This is a genomic window from Rivularia sp. UHCC 0363 (genome assembly GCF_034931125.1).
Taxonomy (GTDB): Bacteria; Cyanobacteriota; Cyanobacteriia; order Cyanobacteriales; family Nostocaceae; genus Rivularia.
Window position 1 is genome coordinate 48,414 of record NZ_JAYGHM010000025.1, and the last position, 21,659, is coordinate 70,072.

Below are 21,659 nucleotides of genomic sequence, written 5' to 3' on the forward strand. Positions count from 1 at the left end.
GTTAACCTTTAACCTTTAACCTTTAACCTTTAACCTTTAACCTTTAACCTTTGACCTTTAACCTTTAATAGTTATCTATCCCCTCTCCAAGGTAATAAGGGTGACTTCTGGGTTACAAAAAAAGCGTCCTGGTAGATAAGTTCCTAAACCCCGGTTTACATAAAGTTGATTAGTCCCTATTTGATGAAATCCCTGGGCCCATTGCCAATTTCTGATTACTTGGAAGAATTCTTTTTTGACAAATGGCATCCGACGGCGCAGTTTTCTGGGTATGCTGCGAACAATATTGTTATAAACTGCGATCGCAGGACCGACACCGGGAATTACAATATGACCACCGTGAGTATGACCCGATAGCTGTAAATCTACCCGCCATTGTCGCAATATATCGGCGGTATCGGGGTTGTGGGATAAAACGATGCGTGGTGTTGCTGGGTCTAACTGGTTCATTACTAATCCAGGATTGAAATCAGAAGACCAATATTCAGCAAGTCCGACTAATGCTAATTCTTTCCCTAATGGATACGCAATTTTGTTGTCAAGTAATTCAATTCCTACTCTGTTAAAAGCGGCTGCAATTTCTGCTTTTGAATGGGGATAATATATGTCATGATTGCCAAGCACTGCATAAGTACCGCAACGACTTTGTAAATGCTTGAGTCGAAGTACTAATTGATTGATTGGAGCAGGGTCATCAGTTACATAATCGCCGGTAAATACAACTAGATCGGGTTCCGCTTTGTTGCAGGCAATTATGGCTTTTTCTAACATTTTTTCTGACAAACGTAAGCCGTCATAGTGAAAATCTGACATTTGCACTATACGGACACCTTTTAACGATGCTGGCAAATCTTGAATCTTAACTGTTAGTTTTTCTACACTTAACGGTCCGGTCAATAACCAGTGCATAAAGTAAGAAATCTCATTAAACCAATGCCCTTAGCGTATCAAATTAAAACTCTAGTAGCAGTATATTAAATAACTTGTTATCTCTAATGGTAGATGAAATTATTCAATAAGTCTCTGCCCAAATACTTTTAATTTAATTTAGATTTAAATCTAACTATTGAACCAATGGTAATAATTCATACTTGTAACTATTGCTTTAGTTAGAACATATACTTCGCATCTGTCTTAGGTCATAATACCTATTTATGTCGCAAGCAGGGTTAATTTAAGGGTAATAATTGATTAAAAATTAAGAGAAAGAAATTATTTAGCAATTTATCAACTTATGACTTTTACAACTGAAGACAAAACCAGAAAAGCTGTAGAACAATTTCTTGGCTTTGATGCTGATACTCAACTAGCGTTATTGTGGTATGGTTACTTAGATATCAAAGATAATTTAAATCCTGTTAACCAAGATTCCGCACAGCAAACTGCTAAGGCTTTATTCGATCAAATCCAGGCAATGCCGAAGGAAGAACAACTACAAGCACAGCGGGATATTGTTTCTGGTGCTAGCAGTGATATTAGTAGCTCCTATACATCTTTAAGTTCTAGCGCGAAGCTTGATGTATGGTTGAGACTTGCACAAGGGATGGAAGATGGTAGTGTTATTCAAGTACCCGATGACTATGAATTACCATCTAATACAAACGATTTTGTAAGTTCCATTAAAGAATTAGACTTTGAACAGCGCGTTAATTTTATGCGTAGTGCTGTAATGGAAATGGGTGCCAAATCTTAATTAATTTGCTATGGGGACGTAATATGATTGCGTCTCTATATAATTATGAATTGATAATTGTTCATTATTCATTGTTGATCGATTTAATCATATCGGCAGCTTTTTCAGCAATCATAATTGTGGGAGCATTCGTATTACCACCAATAATATTAGGCATTATTGAAGCATCTACGACTCTTAATCCTTTGACTCCATGAACCTGTAGTTTTGAATTAACTACTGACATCGAGTCATTACCCATTTTACAACTTCCGACTGGATGATATAAACTTTCTGCGGTGTTGCGAATAAAAGCAGAAATATCCTCATTTGTTTGTATTTCGGAACTGGGAATAATTTCTTCACCTCTATATGTATGAAATGCTTCTGATTGTAAGATTTGACGAGATATTTTGACACCTGATAATAAAACTTCTAAATCCTGTGGATTTTCCAGATAATTAGGTTGAATAAATGGCGGTTTTAAAGGATTTTTTGAACTTAATTTGATGTTTCCTTTGCTTTGAGGATATAAAAGAGTCGGACATAAAGTGAATCCATGCTGTTTGCGTTTGGTAAAACCGTGATTGATTAAACAACCGGGAACAAAATGCAATTGTAAATTAACCTTATCTAAATTATTTACGGTTTTTAAAAAGCCCCCAGCCTCGGCTATATTTGATGTTAAAGCACCTTTTTTAAAAAACAGATATTTTAGAAAATTTTGTGGATTTTTGAGATTAGCCAGGGTAATATTTTTTGTAGATTTATACACAACTGGTACAACTAAATGGTCTTGTAAATTTTGTCCAACACCGGGCAAATCTACTAATACCGGAATATTTAATGATTTTAGATGTTTCGCACAACCAATTCCTGAAAGCATTAATAGTTGTGGGGAATTAATTGTCCCAGCGCTTAATATTACTTCTCGATTAATTGTAACTTTGTGTTCTACATTTTTATTTTCATAGATTAATCCAACAACGCGCTTTTCTGCAAATAATATACTTGTAACTTGAGAATTAGTTTTTACAGTTAAATTTTTTCTAAATAACACGGGCTTTAAATAAGCAGTAGCAGCACTATGACGTTGCCCATTTTTTTGAGTTACTTGATAAAACCCAATTCCTTCTTGTTGTTTACCATTAAAATCATTGTTATAAGTTAATCCAAATTCTGTGGCTGCTTTGATAAAAACGTGAGATAAAGGATTGCGATCTCGTAAATCGGTAACGTTGAGAAGTCCGTTAACACTATGATATTCGTCGATAACTCTAGATTGGTTTTCAGCTTTTTTAAAATAATCGAGTACTTTTTTACCACTCCATCCTAAATTGCCTAAATTATGCCAGTTATCGTAGTCATCAGAATTACCTCTAATATAAATCATGGCATTAATGGAACTACTTCCACCCAACACCTTTCCACGAGGAAAATAAAGTTGACGGTTATTTAAATAAGATTGTTTTTCCGTGTAGTAAGTCCAATCATATTTAGTTTTAAATAAATCTCCATAACCCGCAGGAATATGAATTTTGAGAGATTTATCTGGGTTCCCAGCTTCTAAAAGTAGTACTTTGATTTGAGGATTTTCTGTCAAACGATTCGCTAATACGCAACCAGCGGAACCCGCACCAATAATTATATAATCGTACATTGAATTTTGGATTTTAGATTTTAGATTGGAAGTATAAAGTTAGGAGTTAGGAGTTAAGAATTAGGAGTTAGGAATTATCTCCCCCTCTCCCCATCTCCCCTCTCTTCTACCAAAGTGCAACTTGCTGTCTAACTTCTTCTATATTCAAATAATCGCTTGCAAAAGCTTTCCGTAATAAAGGATGGGGAATAAATTTATCGTATTTTTGGATTTCGGGTGCTTCTGCATCTGCAACTAAATGTTCGTTGATAATACGCTGTTCGCATAAAGATAAAATTTCATTTTCTAGCTGTTCAAATTTATCTTTTCCTAATTTTAATGTCATAAAATAAGGATTAACGCCACCTAGAGATTTAATTTCTAAAGATTCTCTACAAAAGTTATTTAATAATCTCTGGAAAGTGTTGTAAGCAACTGTACCCATCCAAGGGAAAATACAGCATTTGCCTTTTTCTAATTTGACTATATTACGTTTATCTAATTCAAAATCTTGTGTTAATTGACGTGCCGATCGCAAACGTTCTTGAGCATTTTTTTGTAAATAGGAATATTCTGTATCTTCTAATAAAATGCAACGCATACGCTGTAAGATTTTACTATGAATTGTTCCGCTACCACCACGCCAATAAATCCCGGCTTTACCTTCAACTTGTTTAACAAATATTGTTTTATTTGCAAAATCTATATCTAAAACTTCCCAGGTTTTTCCTGCTAATCCGAATTGACTACCGACGTTAGGTACTATAACTATTGTACCGATATCTTTTGCATCTTGTTTAACATTAAATTCCAAAGTTTCGGGGAATACTGCATAAAATTGAAATCTTTTAACTATTTTTTCTCCTGCTAAACCGAGGATTAATTTACCTTGTTCAGTTTTATTAATATGATCGATGCTGACTAAATAACGTAGCAATAATTTATAATCTTCTGGAGATATATTTTTAAAGGATGATAAATTTAATATATTAGCAAGAGCAGATGGTGAAATTTCTTTGCTTGCTGCCAAAATACTCATAGTCTGATGATAAAGCAAACTTAATGGGTATTTTATTGGTTCAATAGGTTCAATCCATTTGTCTTCTAAATAAAGTTGAATAATCGCAATAGACTGTAAAAGTTGCCAGGGAATTTGTTGGGGAAGGGGTGCTTCTAATAATTGCTTTTCCGAACAAACAAAGCGCATATCCGCAGGTTCTCCTCTTCTTCCGGTGCGTCCCAAACGTTGTAAAAAACTGGCTACACAATCCGGTGATTCTAACTGAATGACTCGCTGTAAATAGCCGATATCAACACCAACTTCTAAAGTCAATGTTGCAGCAGTCACTGCTGGTTTGTCAGGTTCCCGCATGGCATTTTCCGCAGCTTGGCGCAGAGAAGCGGATATACTACCATGATGAACATGATAAATATCTGGTAGATTTTGGGTTGCAGCGATTTGACGCAAAGATGCGATGATAGATTCGGTTTGTGATTTATTGTTAGCAAAAATCAGACATTTACGCGATTTACTCAAGTTAAAAATATATTTATCGCAGTCGGTGACTTCTGAGGTATCGGTTTTTCCTGGAACATAAAAGTGTTCCAAAGCTAATTTAATTTGTCGCTTTCCTGCTTCGATTTTCGGGGTAATTACCGTTCTATTTGTACCAGAACCAAGCCAATCTTCTGCAAGTGAATAATCACCTAATGTTGCTGATAAACCGATTCTACGGGGTTGATTTTTTGTTAACTTTGCCAATCTTTCTAATTGACAAAGAATCTGACAACCTCTTTCGGTACCCATAAAAGCGTGAATTTCATCGATAACTACAAAGCGAATATCACCAAAAAGACGTATTAAATCATGATGTTTGTTAATTAATAAACTTTCTAAAGATTCTGGTGTAATTTGGAGAATACCCGATGGAGTTTTTAAAAGCTGCTTTTTTCGACTTTGAGAAACATCTCCATGCCAATGGTACACCGGAATATCAGCTTCTCTCAATAAGTCGTTAAGACGTTCAAATTGGTCGTTAATTAATGCTTTGATTGGACCAATATAAATTGCACCTATAGTATTAGAAGGTTTTTCGTATAAGTGAGTTAAAACTGGCAAAAAAGCTGCTTCTGTTTTACCCGAAGCTGTACCTGCGGCAACTAATAAGTGAGCATCTGTTTCAAATATAACTTCGCAAGCAGCAGTTTGTACGGGTCTCAATTCAGTCCAGTTATGATTGTAAATGTATTCTTGGATAAATGGCGCGAGTTTACTGTAGGTATCGCTCATAAATTTGATATTATAATCCGGTTTAGCAGTAGTGCGATCGCTATGATGAATTAAGTAATTTTTATATTAGGCAAATTGTATCAGTATCTATTTAAATTGTAAAAAAATTGAGCAAGTGTTAATCCTTTAAAGAAAAGTGTAAATCAATCTAATATTTAATTATTTATTTCCCGAATTAATCGTAAGTAACATAGTTGGCAGACAAAAACGCTTAATACATAGAAGATATACAGTGAAGTAGTAATAAGCCGGGTAATCTATTATTGATATATTAAAGGCTAGACTATACTTGTGCAGAGCTTTCAGCAAGGACAATTTTATGTGGTATAAAACACTATGTAATTAAATTAGCTAGTATATTTAGTATCAATTCAAATTACTATACTAACTATATAGACATTGTGGAGACACAATGAGTTAGATTATTTAGTGTTAATTTGGATATTTATACAATGAATAATACCTCAAGATAAGGAGTTTTGTTGATGATGGAATTGTTGTCAAATAATATTTTTTTTAGCGCTAAAGTACAATTGACATTTTTGTTTGGAGTACTTAGCTTTGTTGCATTTTTTATTGGTCGTGTTTTTCCTCGGATTATCAAATTTTGCTTGAGTCAATTTGTATCTACTGAGATTGGTGATAAAGCTGAAAAATTATTGCAACCTTACATAAATTTAATTGGAATAGCTTTTGGATTGGGATTTTTAGAAATAGTTGCTTTATTTATTCCCGTATTAGATGATTATCCAGTTATAGAAAAAATTATTAGTTTAATTTTGACTATAGAAGCTTGCTGGTTAATTATTAGAATATGTGGAAAATATATAGATGATTATATATTAGAAAGTGCTTTAAAAAGTGGTCGTAAAGCTAATAGCGAACTACTTAACTTAGGAAAGTATACAGCTTACTTAGCAATTGTTTTTGGCGGAATTATCTTCTTTGCTAAAACTCATAATATAAAAATATTTAGCTTGCTAGCTAGTTTAGGAATTGGTGGTGTTGCAGTTGCTTTCGCGTCTAAAACTACAATAGAGCAGCTTCTTAGTGGTGTTGTATTATATGTCGATCATCCTTTTTATATTGATGATTATATTGGCTTACCAGACGGTACTTTTGGGCGAGTTGAATCTATTGGATGGCGTTCTACAAAAATTCGTACTTCGGGTAAAGGAACGGTAATAGTAATTCCGAATAATTCTCTGACTCAAATGAGTATCGAAAACTTTTCTGGTGCTAAAAAGGTAATTTCAATTCTTTCTTTGAATTTTACTCGTAAAATTGAACCGAAAGAACAAGCATTAATTGAGCAGGTAGTATTAACAAGCACTAAAGATATTTTTGGGCTTGATTCGCGCAGTACTCGGATAGATTTTAGAACTTTAAATAAAAATGACGAACCAAAGACTCAAGCTCAAGTTAGCTTATTCATATTAGGTACTGGTAAAGTATCTATGGAGTTGCGTCGGCAGTTACTTGATGTAGCCACACAAACTATTAATCAGAAGTTGAAAGGATACGGTATCGATTTCAATATAGAAGAACCAACTATCTATGTAGATGCTCCCGTTACAATCTAAAGGTAACTATGAAAATTCCTAATCAAGTATTTGACTTTCTATTACGAGAAGACATCCGTAACTTAGAAATATTTGTTTTGTGCGTTATCGCTTCTTTGTTTATCGGAAGATACACTCCCTTATTAATTAAAGTAGCTGTCAACCGTTTCTTGCCTCCACAAGTAACTGATATCTATGAAAAATTAATCTATACAAACCGTCAAGCCTTAAAATGGGCTGGTACTTCAATTTTAATTTTATTATCTTTAGGCTTAATTTCTCAATATGAAGGCTTCTATAAATTTTTACGCAATGTAGTGGAATTAGCAGTTATTCTCAGTATTGCTTTTTTAGCTTCCGGTGTTTTTCGGCAATTGATTAGAACATATGGTGTTACTATTATTCGTAAATTGGGCTATCAGGCTGACGATTTACTATTGATTGTTGAAACTATCTTTAATCTGACTATAGGATTTATTGCTGTTTTAGTTTTTGCTAACGATAAATTTAATTTAGTCGGTTTAATCACTGGTTTAGGAATTGGTGGATTAGCAGTTGCTTTTGCAGCCCAAAAAACTTTAGAGCAATTCTTAGGTACTATTGTTATATATTTGGATCGACCTTTTGTAACAGGTGAATATATTCATTTACCGTCATCAAGTAGCTACGGAGCCGAAATTTATGGACGAGTTGAATCTATCGGATTTCGTTCTACAAAAATTCGTTCTTCTGGTAAAAGTACTTTGATGATTGTACCTAATTCTATATTAGCTAATGTAGAAATTGAAAACGTAACCCGTGGGAAAAAAGTCATGGTGTTGCTATATCTTGACTTCAATCAAAAGCTACTTGATAAAGGACAGGCTTTAGTAAGACAAGTAGTTGAAGACAGTATGGAATCGCTTTTTGGAGTACAACCTGATAGCACAAAAGTAGTTTTTGAAGACTTAAACTCAAATTCTCAAACAACGAACGCTGATATTTCTGGTATTGATGCATCAGCGACCGATCTTACTACCGGCAAAGATTTACAACTAGAACATACAAGAGCTAGAATTACTTTCTTTCTTTTAGGTTCAAACCAAAATTCTCTTGAGTTGAGAAAACAATTATTAAATTTAGCAAATGAAAAGGTTTCTCATAAGTTGAATAATTTTGGAATTGAGTTTGTCATGCAAGAACCTAATATTTATATTGAAGCACCAGTTACTATTTAGGATTGGGAATTGGGGATTGGGCGTTGGGGATTGGGCATTGAAATTAAAGCTTTTTTGAAAGTTGATTTTTTTGTAGTGCGGGCATCTTGCCCGCTATTTCATAAATATATTGTTTGTGAATCTTTAAAAATATCTTGTTGACTAGAACTTAGTTTCAATGCCCAATGCCCAATACCCCAATGCTCTATACCTCATTTTTTCCATTTTGATGTTGGGAATATCGTAGTAAAGCTTGTTCTAATTCGGGTGAAAGTTTTAGAGGTAAATCACCGCTGCGTAAGTGTAGGTCTCTTTGAGGGAATGGAATTTCGATATTATGTTTTTTCAGAGTTGCTTCAATTCGGAAATATAGATCGCTTTTAATTGATACTTGATGACTGGGTACGTCTATCCATACGAGTAATTCAAAATCTAAAGAACTGTCACCTAAGCCGGTAAATAATACTTGAGATTGAGGAACTGCAAGCACTTCAGGATGATTTTTTGCTGACTCTAAAAGTGCTTTTTTAACAAGATTTACATCAGAACTATAAGAAACTCCTACTGGTATATGAATCCGAGAAATTGAATTCCGATGGCTCCAATTAATCACTTCATCTTCTAAAAAACGCGAGTTTGGTACTATTATCGATACTCTATCTAAAGTCCGAATTACTACACTACGCGCACCAATACGTTCTACAGTTCCCATGTATTTGCCAACTTCAATAAAATCACCTACTTGAATTGGTCTTTCAAATAATAATACTAGTCCGCTACCAAAATTTTTGGCAATGTCTTGGAATCCGAAACCAATACCAACACCTAATGCACTTGCTAATATTGCTAAAGAACTTAAATCAATTCCAAAAATTTGTAAAAGAACAACTGAACCGACCCCAATTAGCATATATCTGAAGACAATTGCGATTACTTCCTGCGCTCCCCGACTAATTCGCAGTACTCCTAAAATTCGCGATCGCAATATATTAGTAACGGCACCCGAAAGTACAATCAATCCCAGAAATAAACCAATTAAAACTAAAATATTAGTGATTGTAAAGTCTTTAAAAATTCGTGAAGTCAGGCTCAATCGTATACTATTAGCAATATCAAAACTCCATTGCCGCGTTAAAGGAAATAGATTAGTAATATAAAGAGTTACACCTACCCAAAGTGCTGTTCGGGTTAAGGCTAAAGTTACTTTTAATAATATATTTAGACTGTTTCGCTGTGAGTTTTGATCGGCAGAATCTTCCGATGTTACTAATGGGAAAACATTTTGCTGCAATCTTAGCCATACTCTTCCTAAAACCCAATGAAGTGCTACTGTTAGCACTATAAGCATAAAACTTAAAATTAATGTATTCCGAATAAACTCTGCACTTCTTTCTTTTCTAGCTTTCTCAAGTGTTTCACGAATTATCTGCGCCCATTTTTCTGCTTGTTCGTTGGGATTTTGAGGAGAAACAGCGTCTTTATCGGTGACAGTAAAATCAAAGTTGTTAATAAAAACTCTTACATATTTTTCATCTTTTTGAATCTTTATCTCAGGTTGATTTTCAGATTTTAGTGCTAATTGAAGAATTTCATTAATATACTCAGCCCTTTTTTTTGCTGTTGTATCGCTGGTACTTGCAACCTGGAAAAGCTTGCTACCATCAATGTCTACGGCCGCAAATTCATTGGACTGTGCTACCGCTTGCGTAAGCTCTAAGCTAAATACAAGCATCAAGATTATGATTGCTGCTTTTACTGCTTTAAAATATTTATAACTACGTAATTTCGGTTTATTTTTCATATTTACTGGTGCTGTGAGAATAAGAGAAGTTGTAAATAAGACAGTCGATTACGTAACAATGTCTAGAAGTAGCAAGAATCTTATATATCTTAAAAGCATTGAAAAAATAATGCCACTAATCTTTAGCATAGGCTTATACTTTTTCGATTCAAGTAGAAAAAACATCGAGCAACCGCATAATCCTAGCTACTTATATAAAGCTTTATATCTGCCGATGTTCCCATGCTGACAAGAACGCGGTAATCTGGATTTAGTTCCCAGCAAGTAGTAATTAAAGGTCAAAGCTTAAAGCTTAACTGTTCATTGATAATTGCTTATTAACTATGTTGAAAAAGATTGATAAAAGCATTTGGGTTGCCGAACAAAAGTTAAAATACTGGGGATTAGAAGTTGGTACGAGAATGACTGTTATTCAGCTTAAAAACAGTGAATTAGTTGTTATTTCTCCAATAAAGGTGGACAAGCTCACGATCGATCAAATCAACGAAATGGGTAAAGTTAGTATCATAATCGCTCCTAATCTTTACCATCATCTTTCTATTTCAGATTTCAAATCAGTTTATGCCGATGCTAAAATTTTTGCTGCTCCTGGATTAGAATCAAAACGTCAAGATATTAAAATTGATCGAACTCTTGATCGCGGTAAAATTGGTCAAGATGAAATTGAATATTTCTTGTTTGAAGGTTTTAAAATTATAGATTTAAAAGGGCTATCTCCATTAAATGAAATTGTTTTTTTGCATCGAGCCAGTAAAACTTTGATTTTAACTGATACTGCTTTTCATTTTGATGAAAGTTTTTCCTTAACAACTCAGTTGACTATGAGATTAATTGGAGGATATAAAAAATTGGAGCCTTCAATTTTAGAGAAATTAGCGACCCGAGACAGAGAAAAAGTTAAGAATTCAATTAACAAAGTGCTTGATTGGGATTTTGAGCGAGTCATTATGGCTCACGGTAGTATTATAGAAAACGAGGGTAAGAGAAAACTTAAAGAAGGATATGAATGGCTAAAGTAATTTTAGATTTTAGATACTTCGGCAAGTCTTACAGTGAGCTACGTCGAACTGCTCAGCACAAGTTTTAGATTTTGAATTAAAATTTTGTCTCTGTAAAGTATTAGAAATTGTCCCCTTGTCCTCCCATCCCCTATTCTATTTTTATTTCTTCCCGATATGTCCGCGATCGCCAAGGCTTCCATAATCATAAATTTGATTTTGAACTGGTTTTACTTCACCGTTTTAGAAAGTTCTCAATTAAAAGCTACTTTGGGAAAATTCCTGTTAGGTATTAAAGTCACAGATTCAAACAATCAGAAAATATCTTTTATGCAAGCTAATATTAGATATTGGAGTAAATTTATTTCTATTTTAACTTTAGCGATCGGTTTCATTACGATTCTGTTTACTCCCAAAAAACAAGGTTGTCACGATATGTTAGTTAAAACTACAGTTATTAAAAAGTAAAGTTTAAGTTCCTATTCCCTAGTCCTTTATTAAATATAATTTTTATTATGTCTCAACGTCCTATCTACCTCGATTGTCATTCTACAACACCCGTTGACGAAAGAGTATTAAACACAATGTTACCTTACTTTACCGAACATTTCGGCAATGCTTCAAGTATCGGTCATATGTACGGTTGGGAAGCCGAAGCTGCTGTAAAAAAAGCGCGTGTAACTATTGCTGAAGCTATCAATGCAACTCCCGAAGAAATCGTTTTTACAAGTGGTGCAACGGAAGCAAATAATTTAGCTATTAAAGGTGTTGCAGAAGCTTATTTTGCCCAAGGTCAACATATTATTACTTTAGAAACCGAGCATAATGCAGTTATCGATCCCTGTAATTATTTAAAAACTCTTGGCTTTGAAATTACATTTCTTCCCGTACAAAAAGATGGAATTATTAATCTCAAAGATTTAGAAAAAGCCTTTCGTGACGATACTATTTTAGTCTCAATAATGGCAGCTAATAATGAAATTGGGGTTTTACAACCGTTAGCAGAAATTGGGGCAATGTGTCATGAACGCAATATCATTTTTCATTCAGATAGCGCTCAAGCGATCGGTAAAATACCCCTTGATGTACAAGCGATGAATATTGACTTAATGTCACTCACAGCACATAAAGTTTACGGAGCAAAAGGTATCGGCGCTTTATACGTGCGTCGTCGTAATCCCAGAGTTAATCTGGCTTCCCAGCAACATGGTGGCGGACATGAACGGGGAATGCGATCGGGTACATTATATACACCGCAAATTGTGGGATTCGGTAAAGCAGTAGAAATTGCTCTGCAAACCCAAGCAACAGAGAATGCATATCTAACTCAACTTAGACAAAGTTTGTGGGAACAGCTTTCGCAACTAACAGGAATTCATCTCAATGGACATCCGACCCAAAGATTAGCGGGGAATCTGAACGTCAGCGTTGAGGGGGTAGACGGTTCAGCATTACTATTAGGATTACAGTCAGTAATGGCAGTTTCCTCCGGTGCGGCTTGTTCGTCAATAAGTACTGCACCTTCCCACGTTTTAACAGCATTAGGTCACTCTGAAAAACTAGCTTATGCTTCCGTGCGCTTCGGTATCGGTAGATTCAATACAGCAACGGAAATCAATAAAGTTGCAGAACATTTTATTTCCACAGTTGAAAGTTTGCGAAAACAAGCTGTGATGATTTAGATATTGATTATTGATAGATACACAATATTTAAAGCTTACTTCCTAGGGAAATCAGCCTCGACTAATCGGAATTTCAATTACGAACTCTTTACCTTCTGCTGAGGACTCATAATACAACTTCCCGTAATGTTTATCTACTACAATTTGATAGCTGATAGATAAACCCAATCCCGAACCTTTGCCGACTTGTTTGGTTGTAAAGAAAGGGTCAAATATTTTAGACTCAATTAATGGTGGAATTCCCGAACCGTTATCAGCAATACGAATTATAATATTACTATTTCCAGATAATTCTGTAGAAACTCGAATTTGAGGAATGAAAGTTTTATTGTTCTTGACTTCATCTTCTAAAGCATCGATCGCATTAGCCAAAATGTTCATAAATACTTGATTCAATTGTCCTGCATAACAATCAATTTTGGGTAAGGAAGAATATTCTTTAATTACCTCAATTTCGAGATAATTCGGTTTCAGTCTCAAACGATTATGGAGAATTAATAGAGTACTATCAATTCCTTCATGAATATCAACTTTTTTAAATTCTGATTCATCAAGTCGAGCAAAATTACGCAATGATAAAACTATTGCTTTGATTCTTTCAGTACCGTTTTGCATCGAATCAAACAGTTTAACAAAGTCTTCTTTAATAAAATCTAGCTCTACCGTTTCTATTTCCTTTTGTATTTCCTTCGCTGGATCGGGATAGTATTTCTGATAAAGTTCAATGATTCTAACTAAATCTTGAGCGTATATACTCGCAGGAATTATATTACCATAAATAAAGCTGACGGGATTGTTAATTTCATGGGCTATACCTGCGACCATTTTACCAAGAGCAGACATTTTTTCGCTTTGGATTAGTTTTGACTGGGTACATCGAAGTTCATCAAGAGTTAATTCTAAATCTTTTGCTTTTTGTCGTAGTAAAGCTTCTGATTGTCGTAAGGCAATTTCTGCCATCGATTCACTAATTCTCTTGTTGAGTAAAAGAAAATTATTGCTTGCTTCAGAACGAATTTTTAAACGTAAAAGAATCATAGCATCAGAAGTAGGAGAAGATGGTTGAATTAGCGCACCTTCACTACGACAAGTTAAATTTTCGTTATGCTGATAAAAATTCAAACATCCAAGCAGCATTTGCCGAGTTCTTGAACAAGCTTGTAAATATTGACTAACTTTCTCAACCGGGTCGGAAACTAAATCAAATAGCTTTTTTTGCTGTATTTCTTTAGTGGTTAAGCCTAACATTTTAGTTACAGCTTTGTTAATAGCTAAAATTTCACCTTCAACGTTGAGGAGTAACATCGCTTCTGGTAAAACGTTCGCTATTTCAAGAAATTGTTCTGAAGTTATTAAAGATTTTTCCCTTAACATTTATGTCCAGTATTAATTAGTTTAAATAATTTGCAGTCATTATTACACCGAAAGTATAATAATGCTAAACACTCCAATCAAACTTATGAAAAAGCTTAGTTTGTTATACCCTTTACTAGCAATTATTCTTCCCTGTTACTTGGTCAAAAGTATCCTTTACCCTTTAAAATACTCTCTCCCAACTGCTTCTTCCGCTTCTTCGCTGTGTTCTAAATAAACTACAACTCTGCATCCAGAATTACCATTAGCAATAGTTTCTTGCAACTCAACTTTTGCGTAACCGAGATTATCAGCAGCTATCGAACCAAAAACATTGGAGGTCATCATACACATTGAAGGACGACCTTTAACTTTTTCCCCGAAGGGACAAACACGGTTGCCAAAAACAATTTTTTTATCGCTCTCTTCGATGATGTAAAAGTCACCTTGGATGCGTTTTTTTAAGTCAACTAAAACTTCAGCAACTTGCTCTCGTGAAAGATTTGATAATTTGAGAGCAGATTTATATTCTTGATCGATTTGTCTACCCATTGTTTGACCGACCACGCTAATAAATCCGGAAGCTTCTTCCAAACCAACCAAATCCTCTAACGTTCCAGATAGTTCTCGAATTAAGGTACTGAAAAATCCTTCTCGTTCTAATGGAACGTCTAAATTATTTATCGAGGTATCTGTAACTGTAGATTTAATCATAATTACTTATGCTCTCTTTTTTCTAAACAACTATAGGACTCAGACACAAATTACGTAATTAAATCATTGAGTGAAACCAAATTTACCTAACGTAATATTAAAATTCTCTCGGTGGTACGTTTTAGTACAATGGAAAATCTTAATGTTAGTCCTGAATTATTTAAGGTGATTTAGTTTTATGGTTCCCAAAAATATTCCGGGAATAACATTTACGGTCTAATTTTTGTAAATAAATTAAATCTAAAATCAAACTCTCAAGGAAGAAAATCTATTTTTGTCCAAGCTGATGGTTCAGAGAGACTAAAAGCATCAGAATTTATCCTTTACCCGGAGGAATATACAAGCAGGAAAATTGCATCCTCCCTAAGCTAGATTAAAATACCGATCTATGTTGATATTAGTCTAATAAATAATTTAATACTTTGTATTAATACTTGTACTAGTATCTACAAAATAACTGATACTACAAAGCTTCCAGGTTGTTTGCCACTTTCTAGAATAGCTAAAAACGTATTAATTTGAGAATTAGAAAGTCAAGGGAAAAATATATTTACGTAAAATGACTTAGTTGATAATGCTCTAAATTCAGGATTTATTCGGGATTTTACACTTAAAATAAAGCTTGTAAATTGTAATTATATGCAATTTTTTTTTAGTAAAAAAGTTAATTTATGACCATTTATTTTCAAAATTAACCATTTTAGACTTTAAACAACTTAAAAATATTACTTGTAACTAATATTGCTTTGTATCTAAAGAATACTTAATACCGCGATAATTCAGTATGACCTCGGTTTAAACTATTATTTTTTTATTAAAGAATCATTGCAGATTCAAATAATTCAGTTAACGGCAAAGTACTTTTAAACACCTTGAGCATTTTTTACAAGGCTTTTTGAAGGGAATGTCGCCATAAATAATCATTAATGGGGTAACAAAAATGGCAGAAGTCCTTGCATTGAATGAGAAAGTGTTGCAAGAAGTCGTCGGTTTGCCATTACGTAACGATAATGATGTTGACAACTTTTGGGAAAGGGAAATTAGACCGCTATTTAATTTAGAGACTTTATTTTTTAGAGTTAAGACCTTAGATGGAAACTACGTTAACTACGTTAATCTAGATAATGGTGCTACAACCAATCCCTTTGCACAACTCAAGCAGTATGTCAATGAAAAGCTAGACTCTTATGGTAGCGTGCATCGAGGTTCCGGGCAAAAATCGATTATCACTACGCAAGAATACGATTCAAGTCGAGACGTTATCCGAGATTTTGTCGGTTCTAGCCCAAATAACTATGTAATTTTTTCAAAAAATACTACGGAAGCCATTAATGGAGCAGCTACGCTCTGGGCTAAAAGACCTGGTAAAATCTTAGTCTCGGACATCGAACATTCTTCAAACTTGCTACCTTGGGTAACTAGAGATGAAGTAGTTCAGTACAGAACCCGACCAGATGGAAGTGTCGATCTAGCTGAAATCGAAAATATTCTCAAAGCACACCAACAGAAATCAGAAACTGAGCAGATCAAGTTGCTGACCATGACTGGTGCTTCGACAATTACCGGGTACAGACCACCGATTTATGAACTAGCAGCTTTAGCACATCAGTACGGTGTGAAAATGTTTGCTGACGTGTGCCAATTAATTCAGCACGAGCAAGTAGATATGCGTCCCGATGATGACCCAAGTCATTTGGATTTTGTGGCTTTCTCCGGACACAAAATGTATGCTCCTTATGGAACGGGAGTTTTATTAGGACCAAAAGAATTTTTTGATGATTCTTATCCCTATCAAATTGGTGGCGGTAACTTACCATACATCACCAGAAACTTAGAAATTAAACGTTTTTTCACAGAACGAGCGCACGACCCCGGAACACCCAACGCAATGGGTGCGATCGCGATTGCTAAAGCGATTGAAATTATCGAAAAACTCGGACGCAAGCGAATTGCTAACTACGAGCATTCTTTGGTTGAATACACATTCGCTCGACTGCGACAGATTCCCGGTGTCAAGGTACATATTAGCGGAGAAGACATAGCTCACGTTATTCCTTTTGATATTGATGGGTTTGATGGACGTTTGGTAGCGGAAATCCTCGCGCAGGAATTTGGAATTGGAGTTAGGGCTGGGGCTTTCTGTACCTATGAATATATCCGCAAGCTGAAAAATATTTCTGATGAGCGAGATTTAGAAATTGCTGCGGAAGTTGAAAGCGGAATTACCCGCAATATTCCGACAATTATTCGGGCAAGTTTCGCCGTGTACAATACCTCTGAAGATTGCGATCGCTTTTTGTATGCAATTTCAACTATCGCTCGTAACAAAGCTGAACACTATCTATCATCCTACAAACAGGATGAAGCTACTGGTGTTTGGACTGTCAAAGATTCTAATTAATAATAAATTATTAATGTAGAGACGTAGCACTGCTACGTCTCCTTCCTTTCCAAATTCTAGATAATGTTAAGAACATCGAGGATAATAGCTTGAGCAATGACTTTGACCAAGAGGATTATCTGCGATCGCGAGTTGATGAGTATATCTGGCAAAAAAGCAAAAACAACGGTTTATCTCGTCAGCGCTTTCTACAAATATTAGCCAGTATCGGAGGTGCAGCTTTTGGGGGATTGGCTATACCTGCATCTGCTCAAGGTCAGCAAAAAAACTTTAATAGCGAGAGCAGAATAATTAAGCCATTACCACCAGGATATATTTCTCACACTAGTGGCAGTTTGGAGATGAACTGGGAAGCGATGTATGGACGCGGTTATCTAGTCCCAAATGACTGGTTTTACGTTCATAACCGCAGTAAACCTGTGGCTTTTGACCCGTCTACTTGGCGTTTGCGAGTTGGAGGTACGGGTATCGGTACTCATGAGTTTACTTACGATGATATTGTTGGTATGCCCTCAATCTCGGTAACAAGTGCGATCGAGTGTGCTGCAAATGGGCGTATTTTCTTTGAGGAAGTTTACAATAAACCGTTTTCTGGAACCCGGTGGAGACTGGGTGCAATTGGTGTCGCTGAATGGACTGGAGTTCCACTCGGTTTGCTATTAGAACGGGCTGGATTGAAATCGAATGCGGTGGATGTCTTAATTCAAGGGAAAGATGTGGATTCCCTCGATTCAAAGGGAACGAAAGCTAAATACAGCTTTGTGGTACCAATTGCAAAAGCCAAAATGGATAATTCGTTGATAGTCTATGCAATGAACGGCGAACCTCTACCTATAGATCACGGTAGTCCATGTCGGGCAATATTTCCCGGTTGGGCTGGAAACGCGAATGTGAAATGGATTGAGCGAATCGCAGTTTCTTCTGAGCCGATATATAGCGAGTGGATTGCTAAACAAGCATTCCTCCGAGGTGCGGACTATCCAGCAAAAGGTGAATTAATTACTTCGCTAAATGTTAAGAGTGCTTTTGAGTTAGCATGGCCAGCGACGCTCAAGGCTAAACCTTACTTGCTGCGAGGACGTTCCTGGTCTGGGAAAGGAAAAATTGTCCGTGTGGAAGTGAGTTTAGATGAGGGTCAAACTTGGCACATTGCACGATTGCGGGAACCTAATTTTCCCTTTGCATGGGTGCGGTGGGATGTTGATTGGAATCCAGTTCCAGGGGAATATTCTTTACAAGCTCGCGCTACAGATAATTTGGGCAATACTCAGCCTTTAACAGTTCCTTGGAATGATAAAGGATTGCTTTATGGAGCCGTTGTTAGTCATCCGGTTACGGTACAAGGTTAGAGGTCAAAGGTTAAAGGTTAGAGGTCAAAGGTTAAAGGTTGAAGGTCAAAGGTCAAAGGTAGAAGGTCAAAAGACCTGTATTTCAAATTTGGACCCAATTTTTCACAGAATATTTTATTTGACAAAATATACTTAATTATGATTGATTTTGTGTGGTTGATTTTGGCGGTTGGGGGGTTAATCAGCGGGATGATATCGGGACTGCTGGGAATCGGTGGTGGTATTGTGACAATTCCGTTGATGGTGACGTTGGGTTATACACCAGTTGAAGCGATCGCTACTAGTAGTTTGTTTATTGCGATCGCAGCGATTTCTGGAAGTGTTCAGAATTGGTTAATGGGTTATTTGAATTGGAAAAAAGTGATTTATTTAGGAATTCCAGCTTTTTTAACTACCGGAATTGGAGTCTATTTTGCTAATCGAATTCCACCCCACATTATCCTTTTTACTTTTGGAATTATCCTACTACTTAATATTTATTTGATAGATTTACGTAAACAATTAGCTGCTGTGGAAGTAAAAAATACAGAAGCAGTCGCATTTAACCCCATAATATCTAGAATTGGTACGGGAGGTTCGGCGGGAGTTTTAGCAGGTTTATTTGGTTTGGGTGGCGGTACAATTATGGTACCGATGCAAATGTTGCTTTTAAAAGAGGAAATTAAAGTAGCTATTCAAACAAGTCTTGGTGTCATTGTAATTACAGCTTTGGTTGCCTGTATTGGACATACTTTAAAAGGAAATATTTTATTTATTCCAGGTATAGTTTTAGGATGTGGTGGTATTTTAGGATCGCAGATTAGTACTCGGACATTACCAAAATTGCCGGATTCTACTGTAAGTCTTGTGCTACGAATATTCTTAGGAATACTTGCAATTTACATCTTTTGGGAAGCTTGGATCAACTATAAAATTATTAGTATATAAAGGCGATCGGCTATTAAAAGTAGTTAATAATTTTGTCTTTTTTTCTCTGTTCCTACTCCTTTATCTTATAACAACAATCAATTCTGAGCGATCGGAATTTCAATAATAAACTCTGTACCTTGTGCGGGTGAAGATTCACAAGATAATTTACCATGATGTTTATCTACTATAATTTGATAGCTAATAGATAAACCCAATCCCGTACCTTTACCAACTTGTTTAGTTGTGAAGAAAGGATCGAATAATTTAGACTGAATTGATTGCGGAATTCCCGAACCGTTATCAGCAATACGAATTAGAATATTGCTATTTCCAGATAATTCTGTAGAAACTCGAATTTGAGGAATAAAACTTTGATTTATTTTCACTTGATCATTTAATGCATCGATCGCATTAGCCAGAATATTCATAAATACTTGATTTAATTGTCCTGCATAACAATCAACTTTTGGTAAAGAAGCATAATCTTTTATTACCTTAATTTCGGGATGATTCGATTGCGACTTTAAGCGGTTATGTAAAATTAGTAGCGTACTATCAATACCTTCATGGATATCTACTCGCTTAAATTCTGCTTCATCAAGTCGAGAAAAATTCCGTAGTGATAGAACTATTTGTGTAATCCTTTCGGCTCCATTCCGCATCGAATCAAGTAGTTTCACAAAGTCTTCTTTAATAAAATCTAGTTCAACCGCATCGATTTCTGTTTCTATCTCTTTTACTGGGTTGGGATAGTATTTCTGATAAAGTTCGATAATTCTAATTAAATCTTGAGCATATTCGCAAGCAGGTTCGAGATTACCATGTACAAAGCTAACAGGATTGTTGATTTCATGAGCGACACCTGCAACCATTTGACCGAGAGAAGACATTTTCTCGCTTTGAATTACCTGGGCTTGGGTACGTTGCAGTTCTTGTAAAGTTTTCTGAAGAGATGCATTTTTATCATTTAATTCTATAGTTCTTAAATTAACTCGATGTTCTAAAGTTTGATTGCTTACTTCTAATTCTTCGTTTATTTCTTCCTGTTTTTTTAATAATAAAGCCACCTGTTTGGTCATGTAATTAAAGCTTTGAGCTAAAATACTAATTTCATCATTACCATCAATCTTAATTTGAGTCGAAAAATCTCCCGATGCTATTTTTTTTGTCGCGTTAGTTAAGTAGAGAATGCGGTTAGTTATCGAATGCGTAACTTGAATAACGACTAAACTGAATACAATTGCTCCAACAACAGAATAAATAATGATACTAACCCACATTTGCTGTTGATTTTGTTCTAAACTAGCCATAGGATTAAGCAATACTAATTTAGATTTTGTGCCGTTCAATCCCACAATCTTTACAGCATAGGCAATATAATTATTTCCAGCAATATTAACTTGTACTGGTAATGATTCAGTTGTAGGAGGCTGCCAAGAATTAATTTTGGCACTGGGTAAAGTGGATGCAGTGACGCGATTAGCTTGGAATTTAACCAAGTGTGGTTCTGTATTAGAACGGATACGAGTTAGAAACTCATCATCGATCGCAGTACCAACAATTACCCCACCTAATATTTTTTCAGTAGATTTTACTGAAGTTAAACCGATAAGCAGTGAAGCTTTATTGTCCTCGGTTGAAATCACATCAAAAAAATCCATCCCAATGCTAGCCGCTTGATTAACCGCAGCATTATTTATTTTGACCGAAATGAGTTTTTGCTGACGTACTTGTGCGAGAATTACGCCATTTGTATCGATAATTTTAATAAAATCTAGCTGTAATGATTCTTTCAGAGGTAATAAGTTTCTTAATAATGTAGCTTTATCTTTTTGTGCTACCAGTGGAGAAACTTCTTTAGAGTCTGCAACCCATCTGGCTTTGAGAAACAATAATTCTTTTTCCTGTGTAAAAGTATCTGTAACTAAAGAAGAAACTCCCTTTGTTTCTGCTTTGAGCTTTTCTTCTAAACGCTGAGTGAAAAAATAGCCGAAACTTATTGTCCCCATTGTCCAGATGCTCATAAAAACAAAAAGTAAAGGTAAAAGAATTTTGGTTTTTAGAGGGAGTTTTGAATAGGCTTGTTTTAACAT

Annotated in this window: 16 protein-coding genes; 9 read left to right on the forward strand and 7 right to left on the reverse strand. The window is 35.3% G+C overall.

All coding sequences use genetic code 11. The annotated features are described in order from the left end of the window. Positions 1-75 precede the first annotated feature (75 nt). Positions 76-909: a metallophosphoesterase gene (locus tag VB797_RS15855; RefSeq protein ID WP_323238668.1), complete on the reverse strand. Its 834-nt coding sequence runs from the start codon at positions 907-909 to the stop codon at positions 76-78. Positions 910-1,234: 325 nt separating this feature from the next. On the opposite strand from VB797_RS15855, the gene VB797_RS15860 reads away from it, so the two are divergent. Continuing rightward, the gene (locus VB797_RS15860) at positions 1,235-1,693 is read left to right on the forward strand and encodes an orange carotenoid protein N-terminal domain-containing protein (protein ID WP_323238669.1); all 459 of its coding nucleotides are present in this window, start codon (positions 1,235-1,237) and stop codon (positions 1,691-1,693) included. 64 nt (positions 1,694-1,757) lie between these two features. On the opposite strand, the gene VB797_RS15865 is transcribed toward VB797_RS15860, so the two are convergent. Both VB797_RS15865 and VB797_RS15870 read right to left on the reverse strand, forming a co-directional pair. Further along, entirely contained in the window at positions 1,758-3,332 is a 1,575-nt protein-coding gene (locus VB797_RS15865) for a choline dehydrogenase (RefSeq protein WP_323238670.1), read from the reverse strand. Between the two features lie 106 nt (positions 3,333-3,438). Continuing rightward, a complete protein-coding gene (locus tag VB797_RS15870; RefSeq protein WP_323238671.1) occupies positions 3,439-5,601 on the reverse strand; it encodes a DEAD/DEAH box helicase in 2,163 nt (720 codons plus the stop codon). 533 nt (positions 5,602-6,134) lie between these two features. On the opposite strand from VB797_RS15870, the gene VB797_RS15875 reads away from it, so the two are divergent. Both VB797_RS15875 and VB797_RS15880 read left to right on the forward strand, forming a co-directional pair. After that, complete coding sequence (locus VB797_RS15875) at positions 6,135-7,184, forward strand: mechanosensitive ion channel family protein (protein WP_323238672.1); 1,050 nt, start codon at positions 6,135-6,137, stop codon at positions 7,182-7,184. Between the two features lie 8 nt (positions 7,185-7,192). Next, on the forward strand, positions 7,193-8,380 hold the full coding sequence (locus VB797_RS15880; protein ID WP_323238673.1) for a mechanosensitive ion channel family protein: 1,188 nt from the start codon (positions 7,193-7,195) through the stop codon (positions 8,378-8,380). 184 nt (positions 8,381-8,564) lie between these two features. Here VB797_RS15880 and VB797_RS15885 read toward each other — a convergent pair whose 3' ends face one another. Next, a complete protein-coding gene (locus VB797_RS15885) occupies positions 8,565-10,160 on the reverse strand; it encodes a mechanosensitive ion channel family protein (RefSeq protein ID WP_323238674.1) in 1,596 nt (531 codons plus the stop codon). Between the two features lie 323 nt (positions 10,161-10,483). On the opposite strand from VB797_RS15885, the gene VB797_RS15890 reads away from it, so the two are divergent. The 3 genes from VB797_RS15890 (at position 10,484) to VB797_RS15900 (ending at position 12,840) form a co-directional block, all read left to right on the forward strand. Then, positions 10,484-11,179, forward strand: coding sequence for a DUF4336 domain-containing protein (locus VB797_RS15890; RefSeq protein WP_323238675.1), 696 nt, complete (start codon positions 10,484-10,486; stop codon positions 11,177-11,179). Between the two features lie 132 nt (positions 11,180-11,311). Continuing rightward, positions 11,312-11,626, forward strand: a complete 315-nt coding sequence (locus VB797_RS15895) for an RDD family protein (protein ID WP_416350877.1) — start codon at positions 11,312-11,314, stop codon at positions 11,624-11,626. Between the two features lie 47 nt (positions 11,627-11,673). Further along, positions 11,674-12,840 (forward strand): IscS subfamily cysteine desulfurase, encoded by a 1,167-nt coding sequence (locus VB797_RS15900; RefSeq protein WP_323238677.1) that lies wholly within the window; start codon positions 11,674-11,676, stop codon positions 12,838-12,840. Positions 12,841-12,891: 51 nt separating this feature from the next. On the opposite strand, the gene VB797_RS15905 is transcribed toward VB797_RS15900, so the two are convergent. Next, complete coding sequence (locus tag VB797_RS15905) at positions 12,892-14,214, reverse strand: ATP-binding protein (protein WP_323238678.1); 1,323 nt, start codon at positions 14,212-14,214, stop codon at positions 12,892-12,894. Between the two features lie 156 nt (positions 14,215-14,370). Further along, on the reverse strand, positions 14,371-14,907 hold the full coding sequence (locus VB797_RS15910; RefSeq protein ID WP_323238679.1) for a methanogen output domain 1-containing protein: 537 nt from the start codon (positions 14,905-14,907) through the stop codon (positions 14,371-14,373). 940 nt (positions 14,908-15,847) lie between these two features. Between VB797_RS15910 and VB797_RS15915 the strand changes: the two genes are divergently transcribed. The 3 genes from VB797_RS15915 to VB797_RS15925 all read left to right on the forward strand — a co-directional run bounded on the left by VB797_RS15915 (position 15,848) and on the right by VB797_RS15925 (position 19,584). Beyond that, positions 15,848-17,308 (forward strand): aminotransferase class V-fold PLP-dependent enzyme, encoded by a 1,461-nt coding sequence (locus VB797_RS15915; RefSeq protein ID WP_323238680.1) that lies wholly within the window; start codon positions 15,848-15,850, stop codon positions 17,306-17,308. An 89-nt stretch (positions 17,309-17,397) separates the two neighbouring features. Beyond that, positions 17,398-18,657: a sulfite oxidase gene (locus VB797_RS15920; protein ID WP_323238681.1), complete on the forward strand. Its 1,260-nt coding sequence runs from the start codon at positions 17,398-17,400 to the stop codon at positions 18,655-18,657. 138 nt (positions 18,658-18,795) lie between these two features. Continuing rightward, entirely contained in the window at positions 18,796-19,584 is a 789-nt protein-coding gene (locus VB797_RS15925; protein ID WP_323238682.1) for a sulfite exporter TauE/SafE family protein, read from the forward strand. A gap of 77 nt (positions 19,585-19,661) precedes the next feature. Here the strand turns inward: VB797_RS15925 and VB797_RS15930 are convergent, their stop codons facing one another. Then, a complete protein-coding gene (locus tag VB797_RS15930) occupies positions 19,662-21,659 on the reverse strand; it encodes an ATP-binding protein (RefSeq protein ID WP_323238683.1) in 1,998 nt (665 codons plus the stop codon).

Coding starts and splice junctions, on each gene's coding strand:
- VB797_RS15855 (WP_323238668.1), bottom strand. CDS start 909: ATGCACTGGTTATTGACCGGACCGTTAAGTGTAGAAAAACTAACAGTT.
- VB797_RS15860 (WP_323238669.1), top strand. CDS start 1,235: ATGACTTTTACAACTGAAGACAAAACCAGAAAAGCTGTAGAACAATTT.
- VB797_RS15865 (WP_323238670.1), bottom strand. CDS start 3,332: ATGTACGATTATATAATTATTGGTGCGGGTTCCGCTGGTTGCGTATTA.
- VB797_RS15870 (WP_323238671.1), bottom strand. CDS start 5,601: ATGAGCGATACCTACAGTAAACTCGCGCCATTTATCCAAGAATACATT.
- VB797_RS15880 (WP_323238673.1), top strand. CDS start 7,193: ATGAAAATTCCTAATCAAGTATTTGACTTTCTATTACGAGAAGACATC.
- VB797_RS15885 (WP_323238674.1), bottom strand. CDS start 10,160: ATGAAAAATAAACCGAAATTACGTAGTTATAAATATTTTAAAGCAGTA.
- VB797_RS15890 (WP_323238675.1), top strand. CDS start 10,484: ATGTTGAAAAAGATTGATAAAAGCATTTGGGTTGCCGAACAAAAGTTA.
- VB797_RS15900 (WP_323238677.1), top strand. CDS start 11,674: ATGTCTCAACGTCCTATCTACCTCGATTGTCATTCTACAACACCCGTT.
- VB797_RS15905 (WP_323238678.1), bottom strand. CDS start 14,214: ATGTTAAGGGAAAAATCTTTAATAACTTCAGAACAATTTCTTGAAATA.
- VB797_RS15910 (WP_323238679.1), bottom strand. CDS start 14,907: ATGATTAAATCTACAGTTACAGATACCTCGATAAATAATTTAGACGTT.
- VB797_RS15915 (WP_323238680.1), top strand. CDS start 15,848: ATGGCAGAAGTCCTTGCATTGAATGAGAAAGTGTTGCAAGAAGTCGTC.
- VB797_RS15925 (WP_323238682.1), top strand. CDS start 18,796: ATGATTGATTTTGTGTGGTTGATTTTGGCGGTTGGGGGGTTAATCAGC.
- VB797_RS15930 (WP_323238683.1), bottom strand. CDS start 21,659: ATGTTAAAACAAGCCTATTCAAAACTCCCTCTAAAAACCAAAATTCTT.